At 66.8% G+C, this 16,436-nt stretch carries 6 protein-coding genes; 2 read left to right on the plus strand and 4 right to left on the minus strand.

Annotation, left to right across the window (positions count from 1 at the left end; all coding sequences use genetic code 11):
• Positions 1 to 15: 15 nt before the first annotated feature.
• A complete protein-coding gene (locus tag OG361_RS12920) occupies positions 16 to 7,677 on the minus strand; it encodes a DNRLRE domain-containing protein (protein ID WP_405862218.1) in 7,662 nt (2,553 codons plus the stop codon).
• Positions 7,678 to 9,002: 1,325 nt separating this feature from the next.
• Between OG361_RS12920 and OG361_RS12925 the strand changes: the two genes are divergently transcribed.
• The gene (locus OG361_RS12925) at positions 9,003 to 9,479 is read left to right on the plus strand and encodes an MmpS family transport accessory protein (protein WP_405853465.1); all 477 of its coding nucleotides are present in this window, start codon (positions 9,003 to 9,005) and stop codon (positions 9,477 to 9,479) included.
• Positions 9,480 to 9,724: 245 nt separating this feature from the next.
• Positions 9,725 to 11,296: an N-acetylmuramoyl-L-alanine amidase gene (locus tag OG361_RS12930; protein ID WP_405853466.1), complete on the plus strand. Its 1,572-nt coding sequence runs from the start codon at positions 9,725 to 9,727 to the stop codon at positions 11,294 to 11,296.
• A gap of 80 nt (positions 11,297 to 11,376) precedes the next feature.
• Here the strand turns inward: OG361_RS12930 and OG361_RS12935 are convergent, their stop codons facing one another.
• From OG361_RS12935 to OG361_RS12945, 3 genes are all read right to left on the minus strand, one after another.
• Positions 11,377 to 11,958, minus strand: coding sequence for a L,D-transpeptidase family protein (locus OG361_RS12935; protein ID WP_405853467.1), 582 nt, complete (start codon positions 11,956 to 11,958; stop codon positions 11,377 to 11,379).
• 1,320 nt (positions 11,959 to 13,278) lie between these two features.
• Positions 13,279 to 14,793, minus strand: coding sequence for a class I SAM-dependent DNA methyltransferase (locus OG361_RS12940; RefSeq protein WP_405853468.1), 1,515 nt, complete (start codon positions 14,791 to 14,793; stop codon positions 13,279 to 13,281).
• 78 nt (positions 14,794 to 14,871) lie between these two features.
• A complete protein-coding gene (locus OG361_RS12945) occupies positions 14,872 to 16,434 on the minus strand; it encodes an N-6 DNA methylase (protein WP_405853469.1) in 1,563 nt (520 codons plus the stop codon).
• Between the last annotated feature and the right edge of the window lie 2 nt (positions 16,435 to 16,436).

Genomic DNA, 16,436 nt, shown 5'->3' on the forward strand with positions numbered 1-16,436 from the left:
CACGTCAGCCTGCCGTCAGAAGAGGCTGCCCAGCCAACTCGTCACGGTGTCCAGGAGACCACTCGACTCCCCCGACGACGATGACGACGACGACTGCGACGGAGCCTTGGGGTCGTTGAGGTCGACCGTCTCCGTCCACGTGATGTTCTGCTCCTTGGTGCTGAAACGCCCCGTATTGTAATACGTATTGAGGGGTCCGGCGATGTTCTCATCCCACCAATCGCTGTACCCGCCGAGCTCCGGGGCGATATGCGTTCCAGAGTTCATCGTGCTCTTGTTGTCCACATGGAACTGAATGGTCGCCGTCCCCGCCTCCTTGTCGATGGACTTGACCGTGTAGTCCATGTTGTAGGAACCCAGGAACGCCGCGGACATGTTCGACGTGAAGTCCATGAAGACGGTCTTGGAGTTCAGCGAGTGATTCAGGCCGTTGTTCTCCAGGACCTTCGTGTCTTCATCCACGTACTGGGAGACATTCTTACCCAGATTGTAGTTTCCGCTGTTGATGTTGTCGGCCGCGATCTCCCGCACGCGCTGGACGTGGTAGTGGTCCATGAGCGTCTGCGTGAAGGCGTCGTTACCGCCGAAGTCCCGCTTCTTGGGGCCGGTGCCCGAGACCCATTCGAATCCCAGATCCACTCCATTGGGATTACCGGGAGTTCCGAAGCATCCAGGGCACTTCTCCCGGAGGATCGGCTCTGCGGCCATCACGGGGCTCGCAAGCGTGTCCGCGACAGTCGTGACGGTGCCGACCCATGCGGAGGCGAAGTTGTCGTCCCAGGGGCAGAAGGAGCCGTCCTCGCACCAGTCGTGACCGTCGATCTCGATGCCGCTGATCGGGTTGCCGCCGGTGAAGGCGTAACGGTTCCCTGTGAAGGGATCCGATCCCAGCCCCATGTCGGCCAGGGCGCCGTTGTACATGTCCCGGCTGGTGAAGCGGTTCAGGCCGGGGCTGTAGTCACGGAAGCCCATGTCGTAGGTGCCACTGGAGGCGTCCCAGCGCTTGGCGTTGAAGCGGTAGGGGTTGTACGCCTCCTTGTCGGGCTGGGCGGTGTCGGGCTTGTCGATGCCGGTGAACTCGGCGTCGTTGTTGGTGCCGTAGGCGGTGTAGCCGTAGGTGGACTTGGTGTCGCCGCTGGTGTCGGTGAGGGTTTCGACGTCGGTGTGGCCGTTGTAGCCGTAGACGCCGAGCTCCTCGGAGCCGTCGGTGTTGCGCTTCAGCTGCGTCAGGCGTTCACCCCACGGGCTGTACTGGTAGGACTTGGTGACCTCGCCGGCAACGGCCTCGTTGAGGACCTCGCTGGAGGTACCGAGGTAGTTGAAGTCGGTGGTCTTCCCGGCCTCCGTCTTGGACGCCGTGCGGTCCAGTGGGTCGAAGACGTAGGTGCTGGTCTTCGTCGTGACCCCGTCGGTCTGCAGCTTGGCGTTCTTGACCACGTGGTCGAAGCCGTCGTAGTCCCTGTCCTCGACCACCTTGCCGCCCGCGACGACCGTGTCCAGTCGGCCGTACGGGTCGTAGTTGTAGCTGTTGCTCGCGGCGCCGATGCTCGAGCTGAGGAGCCGGTTGCGGTCGTAGGTGTAGTTGGTCGTGACGTTCTTGATCGTCTGGGTGACGACGTTGGCGTTGGCGTCGTGGACGTAGGTCTCGGTGCCCGCGCCGGTTCCCGTCTTCACGGACTGGGCGAGCCGGTTGACCGGGTCGTAGGTGTAGTCCGTGGTGGAGTTCATGTACACGCCGTGGTTGTCGGCGTTCATCTTGGACGCGACGTCCTGCGCCTGGTTGCCGTTGGCGTCGTAGGCGTAGGTGTGCGAGGAGACCAGGGTGCCGTTGGGCTTCTTCTCGTTCTGGGTCTTCAGCGCCGCGTTCAGGTAGTAGGTGTAGTCGACCGTGTTGCCGTTGGCCTTGGTCTCCTTCAGCCGCAGGCCGCGGTCGGTGTAGGTGTAGTCGGTGGTCTTCGGCGAGGCGTCCGAGACGGACTTGCCGACCTTCACCGTCTTGACCAGGTCACGCAGGTCGTAGAGGTACTGCGCGTACTGGTCCGGGTGGGTCGTCGTCTCCTTCTGGCCGTTGGCGTCGTAGGTGAACGACGTGGCCTTCTTCTCGGTGCCGGACAGCGACTCGCTGACCTTCTGGACCTGGTTCAGCCCGGTGTAGGTCATCGAGTACGTGTCGATCTTGGCACCCGAGGAGGTGTCCCCGATCGAGGTGAGGTTGCCGTTGAGGTCGTACGAGTAGGTGAAGTTCTTCTTCTCGTTGTCCGTCTCGGTGGCAGTGCGGACGATCTTCACCGCGTCGGCGACGACCTTGCCGGAGGCGTCGGTCGCCAGGGTGATCTTGGACGTGTTCCCCTGCTTGAAGGTGAACGAGCCCAGGGAGACCCAGGTGCCGCCGCCGGTGGTCTGGTTGACCGTCTTGTCGGTGGTGCCGCCGTCGTCGGTGACGGTGTACTTCGCCGCCGTGGAGGCGCCCGAGGTCGTCGGGTACTTCGCGTAGGCGGTGTAGCTGCCGTCCTGCGGAACGTTCAGGGTCCAGGTGAACGTGTCCGTCGACGCGCCCGCCGCGTGGGTGCGGTGGTCGAAGCCCTGCTGGCCGGTGGCCGAAGCCGTGGCCCAGGTGCCGGTCGCCGAGGTGGTCTGGGTGTCGGAGTTGTCGGCCACCACCACGTGGGCGCCGACCGGCACGCCGTCATCGGAGCGGGCCTGGAGGCTGCCGTCGGGGTAGTACGCCCAGCCCTGGGTCCGCGAGCTGGAGCCGCCGGCGGAGGTGAGGGTGCGCGAGACCTGCTGGCCGGTCTGGTTGTAGCCGTAGGAGGTGACGATGTCCCACGGGTCGGTGGACGTCTTGGTCCAACCGTTGTCGAAGTAGGTGTAGTCGGTGTCGCTGCGGACCGTCTGACCCGCCGACGGCGGCGCGGAGACCCGCGAGGTGCGGCCGACCGCGTCGTAGAACGTCTGGGTGTAGACGTTGGGGTCGTTGTAGCGCGCGTCCGCCGGGTCGTAGGGCTGGAACTGCTTGACCGGGCGGTTGAGCTTGTCGTACTCGGTCCGGCTGGTGAAGTCGTCCACGGCCGCGGTGGCGGTGCCGCGCGGGCTGATCACCTTGGTGGGGTTGCCCATCTGGTCGTACTCGTACTTCGTGATGCGAAGCGTGCTGCCCGAGTAGGGGACCCGCTGCTCGATCGTCTTGCCGCGCTCGTCGTAGACGACCTCGCTGGCGTTGCCCTCCTTGTCGGTGCTCCTGACCACCAGCGAGTCCTTGTCGTACTCGCGCGTGGTGAACTTGCCCGCCGCGTCGGTGACCTTGGTCACGCGGTGGTTGAGGTCGAAGGAGCTCTTGCTGGTGTAGTCGGTGGTGTCGGCGGTGGCGTTCTTCTTCGGGTCGATGACCGTGACCGCGTTGCCGACGCTGTCGTACTCGTACGAGACCTTGTCGCCCTGGGCGTTCACGACCGCCATGAGCTGGTAGATCTCGTTGTAGGTGTTGCTGGTGACGTAGTCGTCCGGGACGGAGGTCGTCGCCACGCCCTTGGGCTCGGTCGTGGTCTTGACGTTGCCGACCTTGTCGTAGGTGTAGCGCGTCGTGCGACCGCTCAGGTTGTTGTCCGGGCCGGTCGACGAGGTCACCTGGTCCGCCGGGTCATAGACCGCGGTGGACACCACGCCGTCCGCGGCGGTGCTGCTGGTGACGTTGTCGTTGGCGTCGTACACCGGGGCCGGGGTGGTGATGAACACCCCCTGCGCCTGCTCCTTGGGCAGCTTGTTGACCAGCGGACGCTTGAAGGCGTCGTAGGTCTGGGTGGTGGTGGTGCCCAGTACGTCGGTCACCGAGGTGACCTGACCGCGCTCGTCGTAGACGAACGAGGTGGCGTGGCTCTCCGCGTCGGTGATCGTCTTGGGGTAGCCCATGACGTCGAAGTCGGAGTTGACGGTGGCGTTGCCGTTGGCGTCGGTGGCCTTGGTCAACTGCCCGTAGGCGTCGTAGTCGTACTTGGTGGTGTAGTCGTCGGCCACCGAGGTGGTGGCGACGCCCTTGGGGTCGGTCACCGTCTTGAGGTTGCCGAAGGCGTCATAGCCGAACTGCCACTTGCGGCCCTCGGGGGAGGTCTTGGTGGACAGATCGGCCGAGTAGCCGTCCGCACGGGTCTGGTACGTGTAGACCGTCGCCGCGGTGCCGTTCTTGTTGGCCTCCGCGTCCTTCATCGTCAGCGGGTTGCCGGTCTTCTGGTCGTACGTCCAGGTGGTCTGGGCGCCGTTCGCGTCCTTCATGAGCGTGACGTTGTTGTCCGCGTCCCAGGACATGTCCATGGACTCGGACTTGGCGTTGGTGGACTTCACCTGGCGGGAGAAGTCGTCCAGGACGTAGTCCGTGGAGTGCGACTCGGCGTCCGTGACCTTGGTGTCGGTGAACTTCGTGTTCGTCGCGTTCGCCTTGTAGGCGAACGTCGTGTTGTTGTTCAGCCGGTCCGTGATGGTCTTGGTCCACCAGTGGTACTTCGGGTCGTCACCGGTCTGCGGGGCGTGGTAGTCCAGCTTGGTGGCATTGCCCCGGGGGTCGGTGGCCGACACCATCTTGACGTTCTTGTTGCCCTGCGTGGCGTCGTAGACGAACTTGAACACCTTCGGCTGCGAAGAGCCGACGCCGTCGGTGAACTGGCCGAGCAGACCCTTGTCCGTGTACCAGAAGTTGATCTTACGGCCGGAGACGTCGGTGACCGACTTGATGTGGTCGTAGATCTTGGAGTTGGTCAGGTTCGAGCCCGTGGCGATGGTGCCGGTGCCCGAGACGTACTCGTAGGAGGCGTCGCCCTTCTTGAAGTAGTCCACCGTCAGCGTCTGCCGCGACGCGGGGTCGGTGATGTACGTCAGGAACTTGGTCGGCTTGTTGTTGGACTTCCGCTCCTCGTAGGTGAACAGCATGGTGTTGCCGTTCTTGTCCACCGTGGAGGTCAGGTAGCCGTCACAGCCGAACAGGAAGCGGCTGCCGTCCGGCCGGGTCATCGTCCAGGCGTCCGGAACCGGGTCCTTCGTCGGCTTGCAGTCCAGGCCCGCCTTCATCGTCAGCTTGTAGTGGACGCCCGCGGGCGCCTTCCACACGCTGTTGGTGGCGTCCCAGCGGAAGACGTGCGTGGTGCCGTCGCCGTCCGGGAGGCGGATCTCGGTCGGGTTGGGGTTGGGGTGGAAGTCCAGCGGCGCGCCGAGCCGGATCGGCCCTGCGGCCTGCATCGACCAGCCGTGGCCGGAGACCGTGTCGGAGGTGTCCAGGCTGTTGTAGGCCATCCGGAAGAACGTGTTCAGACCCCGGCCGGGGTTGTTGAACGCGTTGTACGACCACACCGCGTTGCCGGAGGCGAGGTTGCTCATCAGGCTCGCACCGGCGCCGGTGTTCTTGCCCGTGTAGCCGTAGAACTTCTCCAGGCCCAGCGTGTTGGAGGTCGGGTCCTCGACCGTGACGTTCTGCTTCAGCGACGGGATGGCGCCGGTGCCGGCGGACAGCCAGGTGCCGTCGGCGACCTTCTTGATGTCCCAGCCGAGCACGTAGTCGAGGCGCTTGTTGCCCTCATCGGAGTTGATGGGGGTCTTGACCTGTGCCTGGACGGTGGCCGACTTGCCCGGCAGGAGGGCCGGGACCGCGGTGGACAGCTGGTTGCCGCCCGTGGTGACGTCCGTGCCGTCGGGGAGCTTCCAGGTGTAGGACAGCTCGCGCTCACCGGCGGCCCACGCCGTGGACGTGGTGTTGGTGACCGTGAACTCCACCGTGTACTGCGAGTTCGGCGTCATACGGGCCGGAGTCGTCGGCGCGTAGTACGTGTCCTCAGTCGTCGCGTCGACGTAGATGACCTGCATGTACGGGCGCAGCTGCGGGTCGGAGGCCTCGGACGACAGGAACAGGGTGCGTTCCTGCGGGCCGGTGGTGGTCTCGTCCTTCAGTTTGACCAGGACGCCCTTGTTGTTGGCGGGTGTCTTGACCCAGGACTGCATGAGTCCGGTGGCGTCCCACCAGTGGCGGCCGACTTCGTCGGTGATCTGCGGGACGGTGTCGGAGACGGTGGCGGAGAAGTCACCGCCGGCGGTGGTCCACGGGGTGGTGGAGTTGGCGTTGTTCCAGGTGGCCTGGGTCTCGGTGAAGTCCCGGGTCAGGGAGTGGAGTTCGTAGATCGCGCCGTTGGTGGTGCTGGTGGTCTCCGCGCCCCACATGTACATCTTGTTCTCCAGCACCGTGGCGGTGGCGGGGATGGATGTGGTGGGGAACTTCAGCGCCGCGCGGGTCTTGCCGTATGTACCGGAGTTGTTGCCGACGCTCAGCCAGGTCTGCGCCTTGCCGGAGACCAGACCGTCGTGGTTGACGGTCGGCTGCTGCGAGGAGAGCGTGGTGTCGACCTGACCCGCCTGGATGATCTTCATCGTCCGGCCGGCCTTGGGGATGCCCACGATGCGGGTCGGCGACCCAAGGAGCTGCCCGTTCTTCGTCTTGACCGCGAGCTGGTAGTAGTACGACTTCCCGATCTCGCTGGAGGAGGAGTCCGGGGTCGGCACCGCGGTGGTGTCCGTGTACGCGGTCGTGGCCGACGCGATCGGGGCGATCAGCGTCGTCGCGGACGGCGTGAAGACCTGCTGCGTGGAGCGGTGCAGCTGGTACTCGACGATGTCCAGACCGGTGTCACCGCTGCCGTTGGCGTACGCCGGCCACGAGAGCTCCGGACCGGTGGAGTGGACCACGCTCGGCGAGTTCAGCGACGTGCCGACAGCCCCGTAGGTCACCGTCAGGCGCGGGTACGTGGAGGTCTCGTCGCCGTAGGTGTTGCCGTCGGCGGCCTCGTAGCGCGGGCCGCCGGTCGGGGCGGTGCCCGACTCGTCCTTGGCCTTGAGCACGAAGCCGTAGTTGGCCGCCGTACCGGAGACCCACTTCTGGACCGTGTCGGCGACCGGGAAGTCGTGCCACTTGTTGTAGTCCCAGGCCGCCTTGGTGATCTCGGACGGGTTCACCAGCCGCACCGAGTCGGCCAGCGTACGGGTCGTGGCCGAGCCCGTGTCACCCAGGACGATCTTCCCGGCGTTGCCCTTGGCGAAGCTCAGCTCCGCCGCGTCCAGGGTCTTCCACACCCCGCCGGTGCCGGTCTGGTTGACCGTGTAGTTCTTGGTGCCGCCGTTGTGCGTGACCGTGTACGGGGCGGCCGTGGCCGCGTCCGCGGCCGCCGGGTAGTGCGCGTCCACCCGGTAGGTGTCGGTCTCCGGGACCATCGGCTGCCAGGAGTACGACTCGCCCGTGAGCGCGTTCTTGTTGGAGGCGTAGTCGTCGTTGGTCGCCGCACCACCGGTGGTCGTACCGCGCGGCCATTCGCCGACCGCAGCCGTACCGGCATCACCGTCGTCCATCTGGACCGTGGTGCCGGACAGTTCACCCACCAGCGCGCTGGTGTTGGACCAGTTCGCAGGCGTAGCCCCCACCTCGCTCCACGCCCCGGTGGCCCGGTGCGCCTCGAGAGCGACAGTGTTGGCGTTGGTGGTGTGCGACTGGTCGTAGTACAGACTCAGCCGGGCCGCGTCGACCTTCACCCCCGCCGGGATCTCGCTCAGCGGGAACTTGATCAGCGAACGGGCGATGCCGGTGTCCGTCTTGCCGACCGACAGCTTCCAGGTGTTGTTGAAGTTCACCGCCGGCTGGTCCGACAGGACCATCGTGTCCTCGGAGACCGAGGCAATCGGCGTGATGGTGATCGTCGGGTCGATGACGACCGGGTACTGACGCTCCTTCGCCGCAAGCCACTTGGCATCCGGGGTGACGGTCAGCTTCCAGCCCTTGCCGTCCGCGTCACGGACCAGCTTCTGGGTGACCTTGGTGCTGTAGGTGCCGCCGGTGACCGACTGCGGATCCTTCCTGGCGTCCGTCATGTACGGAGCCGGGATCACCATCACCGCAGTGCCCGGGGCCTCGCCGAAGAAGGCGATCGAGCCGTCCTTGCGGGTCTTCGGCGTCAGACCGCCCTCGGTGTCCAGGGTGAAGGTGAACGACACCGGACCCGCCGGGCGTTCGGCCAGGACGATATCCTCCTTCACCTGACCGTTGCCGACCCGGTACGACAGATCCGCACCGGAGACGGCGTCCTTGTAGACGACCCGGTCACCCTTCGCCTCCGGCTTGAGCACACCGGCACCGGCACCGGACAGGCCGAACGTGACCGCCCCGCCGCTCTCCGCCTCGAACCGCATGAACTTATCCGCGTCGGAACCGAACCAGCTCTTGCCGGTGTTCGCGGTGTTGGCGAAGTCGAAGCCCTTGTCCCGGGTGGCGCGCACGGTGGTCTCGACCGGCTTCCAGGACGCCCCGGACCGGTACGACGTCGGCACCGCCGTCAGCTCGGCCTCGACCCGCCCGTCCGACAACTGCCAGAAACGCGCCTGCGACGTGCGCTCGGCCGTCAGCTCCTTGACCCGCTTCGCCTTCGGAAGCTTCTCACCCTTCGGCAGCTTCTCCCGGCTGGATATCTCCAACCTCCCGTCGGCCGGGGGTCTCTTCGCCTCCTCACCGTCGTCCGAGAACCAGCCCGCGACCGTGTCGAAGACACCGGTGTCGTCGCCCGTGGACGACGACGGTTGAGCCGCATAGGCCGCCTGCGGCAGTAGCGTGCCCGCCACCGCCGACACGACCAGACAGGAGAGGAATCTCCTGCTTGGGAATTTCACCACGAAACCCTTCGGTATCGGCGTACCCGCACCACTACACGCGAAATGGGCACGCCGAACGAGCCGGAGCGAATGTTTCCGCCCGGCTTGGAGCAATGCGAGCTGACCGCGCGGAAGATGCGAACCACGAGCTCACGGGCATTGCAGCGGGCTTTCTAACCACTCGTGCGAGGCCCGGTCAACCCCGTCGACATAAAGGACAATTGATTGACCGAAGGGGGTGTGGTTCGCCCGATTCTTCCGCTCGCTCGCACTCGGCCGGTGGCGTGGTGTATAACCACCCGGTTCATCTGCAAACCAACCGAAAGCCGGGCTCTCTCATGTCGTCCAACGAACTCGCGGAAAACGCATTGCGGGAGGAGAACGAACACGAGAGCACGGAGGTCTCCCCGGACCGGCGGGGGTTGCTGGTCGCCGGAATCGTCCTGCTCGCCTGCCTCGGGCTCATCGGCTACGGCATGCTCAACACCGATGAGCAGCCGAAGCCGCAAGCCGTGCCGACGGCCGAGGTGACGTACGAGGTCACGGGGACGGGGACCGTCGAGATCTCCTACCTCGCCCGCAGCGAGGACGGCACGGCCACGGTCGAGAAGGGCGTCACGCTGCCCTGGAAGAAGTCGGTCCAGGCGCCGCTCGGCAAGGCCCCGACCGTCGCTGTCGTCCTCGACGGAAAGGGCGGACAGGCGGCCTGCACACTGGCGATCCGTGGCAAGCACGTCCAACGTGCCACCGCCACGGGCGAGTTCGGGCGTGCCACCTGTTCCGGCGAACCGCTTTCCGGCGATGGCGAGGGGTGACGCGCCACCCCTCGGAACACGCGCTGTCCGGTTTGCCCGCTCGGGTGCGCCGGAGCGGGCACATCGTGTATAACCGCTGCACTGTGCGGCGGGAATGCGGGGTCCGAAATCCCCGCAGCCAAAAAGCGATTGAAGCTCAAGGGTTTCCGAAATCGTGCTGCCACCCCTCGTTTCCCGTCCCACGAAATGAACAGCCGTCGGCGACCGGCCGCGGATACTGATCAGCTGCGCACAAGGGATGGGACATGAGTCCGAGAGGAACCCGCGCCAGGCGGGCCAACGGTAAGAAGCACGCGATCTGGCTCGCGGCAGGGGTCGTCGTCCTGGGCGCCACGGGTGTGACCGCCGTCGCCGCCTCGGCAGGTGGCGAGGACGCCGGGCCCGGTGACGGAACACAGCCGGCGAAGGCGCATGTGCTGGCCCTGGACGGAAAGGACCCGAAGAAGCGCGCGCTCCCGCGCACCGGGACACAGTCGTTCTCGCTCATCGGCGTCTCGTGGGAGGACAGCGGCGACACCTTCGAGGGCACCGCTCAGATACGTACCCGCAAGGCGGCCACCGGCGAGTGGAGCGAATGGCGCGACCTCGACTTCGACGTACGGGCGCCGGAGTCCGCCGAGGGCGAGGAGTCGGACGTGCGGGGCGCCTCGGAGCCGCTGTGGGTCGGCCCGTCGGACGGGGTCGAGGCGCGGGTCGTCGCGGACGGCGAAGAGACCGCGGTGCCCGATGCGCTCCGCCTCGACATGATCGACCCCGGCGAGACCGTCAAGGGCAAGGGCAAGAGCAACGGCGGCGGCAAGGGCAGCGGCAAGGTCACCGCCTCCCCCGACGCCACGCAGACCACCCCCGCCGGCCCCGCGCCGGAGCCCTCCGATCCGGTGCCGACCGAGGAGCCCACGGGTTCGGCCGGTGTGCCCCAGGACCCGGCTCCGTCCACCACCCCGACCGAGTCCACCCCGGGCACGGACCCGACGGAAGGACCGACGGACGAACCCACCGGAGCTCCGACCGACGGGCCCACCGACGGACCCTCGACCGAGCCCCCCACCAGCGAAGCACCCACGGACCCGACCCCCAGCACGGTGCCCACGGAGGAGCCCACCAGCCCCGCTCCCACCACCGAGCCCAGCGGCACCCCTGAGCCCAGCAGCACCCCGGAGCCCAGCGGCACCCCTGAGCCCAGCACCACCGCTCCGACCGCTCCGACCGCCCCCGCCATCGTCAGTCGCGCCGGCTGGGGTGCGGACGAGTCCCTCGTCCAGGACCCGCCCTCGTACCTGAACAAGGTCGACGCCGTCTTCGTCCACCACACCGCCGGGACGAACGACTACGCCTGCGCCGACTCCCCGGCCATCATCCGCGCGATCCTCACGTACCACGTGCGGACGAACGGCTGGAACGACATCGGCTACAACTTCTTCGTCGACAAGTGCGGCACGGTCTTCGAGGGCCGCGCGGGCGGCGTGGACCGACCCGTCCTCGGGGCGCACACCTACGGCTTCAACAGCTACTCCTCGGGCATCTCCCTGCTCGGCAACTACGAGAGCGGCGGCACGCCGACGGCCGCGGCCAAGCAGGCCATCGCCGACCTCGCCGCCTGGAAGCTCGGTCTGCACGGCGTCGACCCGGAGGCGAAGGTGACGCTCACCGCCGCCGCCGACACCGGCGTGTGGACCAAGGGCCAGGCCGCCACTCTGAACACCATCTCCGGACACCGCGACGGCTACGCCACGCTCTGCCCCGGCGCGACCCTGTACTCCGAGCTCCCCGGGATCCGTACGGCCGCGGGCAGTTCCCCGTACGCCACCGGAAACTGACGAGCACGACGGGCATCACGCACACCAGCGGCCGGGACCCTTCCACAGGGTCCCGGCCGCCTGGCGTCGCACGGTGCGACTCAGCCGATCGCTATCCGCGGGTTCGCCGACGGCTTGACCCAGCCCATGAAGCGATCCATCGTCGCCCGCGGCACCGACACACAGCCGGCCGTCGCACCGCTGCCGTTGACGTGCAGGAAGATCCCGGCACCGCGGCCGGGCACGGCGGGCCACCGGTTGAAGTTGATGACCAGCGCCTTGGCGTACTGCGTCGGGTAGTTGACCAGATGCTCGCTACCGCGCTCGCCGGACTCGGTGAGCGGAAAGTCCGCGCCCTCCGCCGTGTGCATCTGGTTGTAGAACTTCGACTCCGGGTCCTGCACCCACCAATGGCGGTCATCGACCTTGGTGTACGGCATGGCGGTCCCACCGGACTCGACACCGAAGCCCTCGGTGATCGTGTACGTGCCCGAAGGCGTGGTGTACGTGCTCTGCTGGCGGGTCGCGCCGTCCACGACACCCTTGGAACCGACCCGTCCCGCGCTCGTGGAGAACTGCGCCTTCCAGCCGGAGGAACCCTTCTGCCACGCGGTGACGGTGGCGTACGAGCCACCGGCCTTGACCGTGATGACCTGCGTCGCGTTCCCGACTTCCACCGGCACGGGGAAATCCGGCGCCGCGACGGGCACGGACGTCTGCGCCCCGGACCCGCTGCCCGTCCCGCCGCCGACCGTGGTACCCCCGGGCTTCGTCGTCGAGGCCGCGCTTCCGGACGGCTTGGCAGAGGCGGACGGGGAAGCGGAGGGCGACACGGACGAGGACGCCGAGGCGGAGGGTGAGGTCGAGGTGGAAGCGGATGCGGATGCGGAGGGCGACGCCGAGGTGGAGGCAGAGGCGGAGGGCGAGGCGTCCGGACTCGCCGGCGAAGAACTTTCCCCCGCCGCATGGTCGCCCAGGTCGCCACCGGGCGCGGCGGAGACCGCGGAACCGGCGGGCTCGCTCTGGCCTCCACAGGCCGATACGAGGGCCGTCGCCCCCATGACGGCCAGCACGGACGCATACCTACGGGAAGAACGCAGCACGAAATCAATCCTCGGTTCGTCGAAACAGCGCGGCGCACACCGCCACGCGTCAAGGCGGCCCGGTTATACAGGTTCCGCAGCCACCGGTACCAAGCAGCAGACATTGCGGACAATCGACGGCGCCACCGCCGGCCACCCCGAGCACGTTCCCGGACCGCGAGCTCCCCCGTGCATCCACGCACCGCATCGCTGCCGCACCACAGGTGCGAAGCATCCGGGTGACGTTGGCGTGTCGCTACGAAATCCCCGGCCAACAGGGATGCGCCGTGGGAACGACGAAGCCCGCGACCGCAGGGGAATCCTTCCTGCGGTCACGGGCTGCGGTGGGGCGGGTGGGACTCGAACCCATTCAAGTGACGCCTCTCACCTGCAGCTTTACCAAAGCGACCGATTTATACCCCCGCTTCGCTCCGGTTGCGTCCTACTCGATCGGAAGTGGTGCAGCGTTCGCTGCACCACCATTCCGGCGCCCCATGGGGTTCAGGGCTCCGATCCTCCCCGTGCCCGACCCCGCCGAAGCGGCAGTCGTGCAATCAGCATGACGCCGCCGGAAAGGGGAATAGCGCGGCGGGAAGCCTCGGCAACCACAGTCACGCTCTGCCACGAGCGGAGTCGACCGAGGTGCCGCGCCCGGGAGCGGGATACCAGGCCCTCGCGTAGTTCCGCGCTCTCCTGGATGGTCGTCCCGGGCCTTGTGCCGTCGTCGCTGTCCGCCGCACCTGCTCGATCGTCACGCCCAGGCCGCGGTTCCTCGCGACCCGCACGACGTCCTGGTGGCACTCTTCCGGATCAGGCTTGGGCACGCTTTCTCCCCGACCACTCCACAGAGCGCGGCTGCAACCCTACGTAAGAGAACTACCCAGTGGCACGGCGGGTTCCCTGCCGGAACCAAGACTTTCCTTACGCGAGGCTCTCCGCCACCGTGCGGAAGCGCTTGCCCGCCTCGTCAAGGTGCTCCGCAATGGACAGGGCGATCTCCCCAGGGGAACCGAAGTCGTCGACGGTCGCGGCGAGGTTGGCCTTCAGGTCCAGACTGACACTCGGCGTCTCCAGAAGTTCATCCACCGGGTACTGGCGGAAGCGCGGGGACGGGATACGCCCTCGATGGTCGCTCTCGCCGGGCCGGTAGGCGGTGAGGAAGTCCGCGAAGTCATCCTGTGTGAGGGGCCTGCCGGTGTCCGTGTGGTGATTGTCGGTCCGGGCGTCATACACCCACAGCGCGCGCGTGGCGGGCTCGCCGGTAGGCCGGGGAACGGACTTGGTGAAGAAGAGAATGCTCGACCTGGAGTTGGTGCCGTGGAAGATGCCAGTGGGGAGCCGCAGCAGGGTATGGACGTCGCAGTTCTTGAGCAGAGCCTCGCGGACGGTGGCAGCGGCGCCGCTACCAAAGAGGACACCGTCGGGGACGAAGACCGCAGCCCGTGCGCCCTGAGGCAGCGTGATGGCTAAGTGCTGGAGGAAGTTGGTCGGCAGGTCCGCCTTCTGCGCCCAGAAGTCGTCGCGCTGGTCGGTGTCGGGAACGATGTCGCCGCTCTTGAACGGGGGGTTGCAAATGGCCACGGTCGCAGCCACGTCCCGGTGGTACCGGCGGGTGGCGACGCCCTTGGCCTTGAGGGAGTCAGCACGCAAAACCGGCGGCATGTCCGAGAGGACGCGTCCGGTGTTGAGCAGGATGTTCATGGTGGCGAACCGGCACATCTGGGCGTCGATGTCGGCGGCCGCGATGGCCGTCGAGTCGACGTACGTGCCGGAAGCGGCCATCTCTCGGTGTGCAGCGATGAGCGCGCTGCCGAGGCCGCCGGCCGGATCGATCACTCTGTCCTCGCCCGTGACGGCGAGCGCTTTCGCGACGACGGCGAGAAGCGGCGGCGGGGTGAGGATCTGCCCGGTCTGCCGCTTGGTGAGGAAGTCCTCGCGACACTCGGCGAGCATGGAGGAGAAGGCCTCTCCGAGGGCGCCCTGGGGGACAGCGGTCCACTGGTACGGGGCGAACTCCTCGACGATGAGGCGTCTAAGCTCGGACGTCCGGTCGATGTTCCAGGGCTGGGCGTCACAGAAGAGGACGCTCGCGGTGGCCCTGCGCGGGTCGACCGGGTTGGGCGCGCCGAGCTCACGGAACAGGCGGGTGAGGAAGGTGTGCAGGTCCTCGCCGTTGAGGTCGGTGAGTTTGGGCCAGGTGCCGGCTGGGGCGATAGGCAGTTTGGCGAACCGCCCGGGGCGCAGGGTGTGCTCATGGTCGATCTTGAGGAAGAGCAGGTAGGCGATGTGCTCGACGAACTCGAGGCGAGTCAGGGCCTTGGTGCTGGTCTTCTCCCGGTAGAACTTCCACAGGCGTTCGGTTATCCGCCTGCTCGTCCAGTCGCCTTCCTGCGGCTCCCCCGCCGCTCCCCGGCTGATGCCCCGCCCGTCCGTCATGCTTCGCCCTGCCTTCCGTCGTGCCCCGAGCGGGCCTGAGCCTCACGGGCCCCATCGACCCGCTCAGGTGACGGCGGCTTACCGCTCTGGTGCTTCTTCGCCTTGGGTGATGCTGTCGTCCACGGCCTGCGCACTCGGCTTGAGCGCACGGGCTACCGCGGTGAACTGGGCCAGAGCCGTCTCCAGTTCGTCCACAATCTCCTGGGCGATCACGTCGGGGGACGCGAAGACCGTGCCGGAGGAGGACGCGGACTGAAGCACCGTCAAGTCCAGATTGACCTTGTCGCGAGCGATCAACTCATCGTAATCGAACGCACGGAACCGTTCACTGGGCTTTCGCGCCGAAAAGTCGGAACCACCGGAGTGGTAGGCCGTGACGAAGTCGTCAAGGTGCTCACGGCGGAGCTGTCGCTGTTTGAGGGTGAAGCGCTGGTCGGTGCGGAAGTCGTAGACCCAGAGCTGGCGGGTTCCGGGGCGGCCTCCGGAACGCTGGCCGGTCTTGTCGAAGAACAGGACATTGGCCTTGACGCCATTGGCATAGAAGATGCCGGTCGGAAGCCTGAGCAGGGTGTGCACGTCACACAGGTCGAGGAGATTGCGACGGATCGTGGTACCCGCGCCACCTTCGAAGAGGACGTTGTCGGGCAGGACGAGGGCACCACGCCCGTTGGTCTTCAGCAGGTTGTAGATGTGCTGGACGAAGTTGAGCTGCTTGTTAGTCGTGGGCGCCCAGAAGTCGGTACGGGCGGTGTACGCCTCGCCGGTCACCGAGCCGACGCCGAAGGGCGGATTGGCCAGCACGATGTCGTAGTGCTTATGGATCGGCTTGGCCAGCGAGTCCTGAATGGTGATCAGCGGCTTGGCCTCAGACGTACCGATGCCGTGCAGCAGCATGTTCATCAGAGCGAGGCGGGCGGTCTCGCGGACCAGCTCATAACCGGTGATGGACCCGGTCTGGAGCTTGCGGCCCTCGTCGCCGTACAGCTCGTCCTCGTAGCGGGTGGCGATGTGCGCGTGCGCGGCGATGAGGAAGCCGCCGGTGCCGCAGGCGGGGTCGGTGATCGTCTCGCCGATCTTCGGCTGGACGCAGTCGACCATGGCGTCAATGAGGGAACGCGGGGTGAAGTACTGACCCGCACCCGTCTTACGGTCCTCCGCGCCACGCTGGAGGAGGCCTTCGTAGGCGTCGCCCTTGAGGTCCTGGTTCTCGCTGGTCCAGGTGTGCGGGTCAATCAGATCCTTGATCAGGCGTTCAAGGACCGCAGGCTCATGGATCTTGTTGCTCGCCTTGGTGAAGACCTCGCCGAGCATGGTACCGCCGCGCTGGCCGAGGTCCTTCAGGATGAACTCGTAGTGGTCGAGCAGTGCTTCGGCGGACCGAGTGGTCAGACTCGTCCAGTCGCGGCCCTCCGGGACGAGAGGGGCCTCGGGGACGTTGCGGCGGAACTTGGCGGGGCGCTTGGCGCGCTCGTCAGCCATCTTCAGGAAGAGAAGATACGTGAGCTGCTCGACGTAGTCAAGCGTCGAGACGCCGGAATGGCGCAGCAGCTCGCAGTACGCCCAGAGACGATTGACGAGGGTGGAGGTCGGGACTGGGGCGGAGGTAGCCGATGCCAGTGCAACCTGCTTGTCGTTACTCACGG

It is taken from the genome of Streptomyces sp. NBC_00090, from assembly GCF_045160815.1.
Classification (GTDB): domain Bacteria; phylum Actinomycetota; class Actinomycetes; order Streptomycetales; family Streptomycetaceae; genus Streptomyces.

Excerpts from the sequence above, each read along its gene's own strand:
- OG361_RS12930 (WP_405853466.1), top strand. The coding sequence starts at position 9,725 with ATGAGTCCGAGAGGAACCCGCGCCAGGCGGGCCAACGGTAAGAAGCAC.
- OG361_RS12925 (WP_405853465.1), top strand. The coding sequence starts at position 9,003 with ATGTCGTCCAACGAACTCGCGGAAAACGCATTGCGGGAGGAGAACGAA.
- OG361_RS12940 (WP_405853468.1), bottom strand. The coding sequence starts at position 14,793 with ATGACGGACGGGCGGGGCATCAGCCGGGGAGCGGCGGGGGAGCCGCAG.
- OG361_RS12920 (WP_405862218.1), bottom strand. The coding sequence starts at position 7,677 with ATGGTCCTGTCGGACCAGCCGGCGGTGAACTTCAACAACACCTGGAAG.